At 51.1% G+C, this 284-nt stretch carries 1 pseudogene; it reads right to left on the bottom strand.

Going from position 1 to position 284, the window contains the following annotated elements:
* A pseudogene (locus AB8818_RS22935) lies at positions 1-284 on the bottom strand (hypothetical protein); the annotation flags it as partial.

The raw sequence follows: 284 nt of genomic DNA, 5'->3' as shown, positions 1-284 counted from the left end.
CCCCGTCCCCGATATCAAACCAGCGCTTGCGGTTGCTGTCTTTGAACGGATGGCATTTGTCCTGCGGCATAATTTTGTGAATATCTTTCTTCACCTGTCCTTTGGTCTGGGCGAAAGTATCGCCGGAACGGCTATAAAGGAAGCTTTCCGGGTGGATATAAACGTATTTCGGGCCACTCTTCACCTGTGCCTTATTGCGCAGAAAATCGACCATCCGGCTGTCGGTGCTGATTACTTCAATGTGTGCGAACGCGCTTTTCTCCACACCGTGTAAGTCGCAGGGT

The sequence above is a fragment of the Enterobacter sp. KB-280D8 genome, from assembly GCF_041399405.1.
GTDB lineage: Bacteria > Pseudomonadota > Gammaproteobacteria > Enterobacterales > Enterobacteriaceae > Enterobacter > Enterobacter cloacae_N.
Note: the sequence above shows the minus strand (reverse complement) of the source record. Positions and strands in the feature narration are given on the sequence as shown.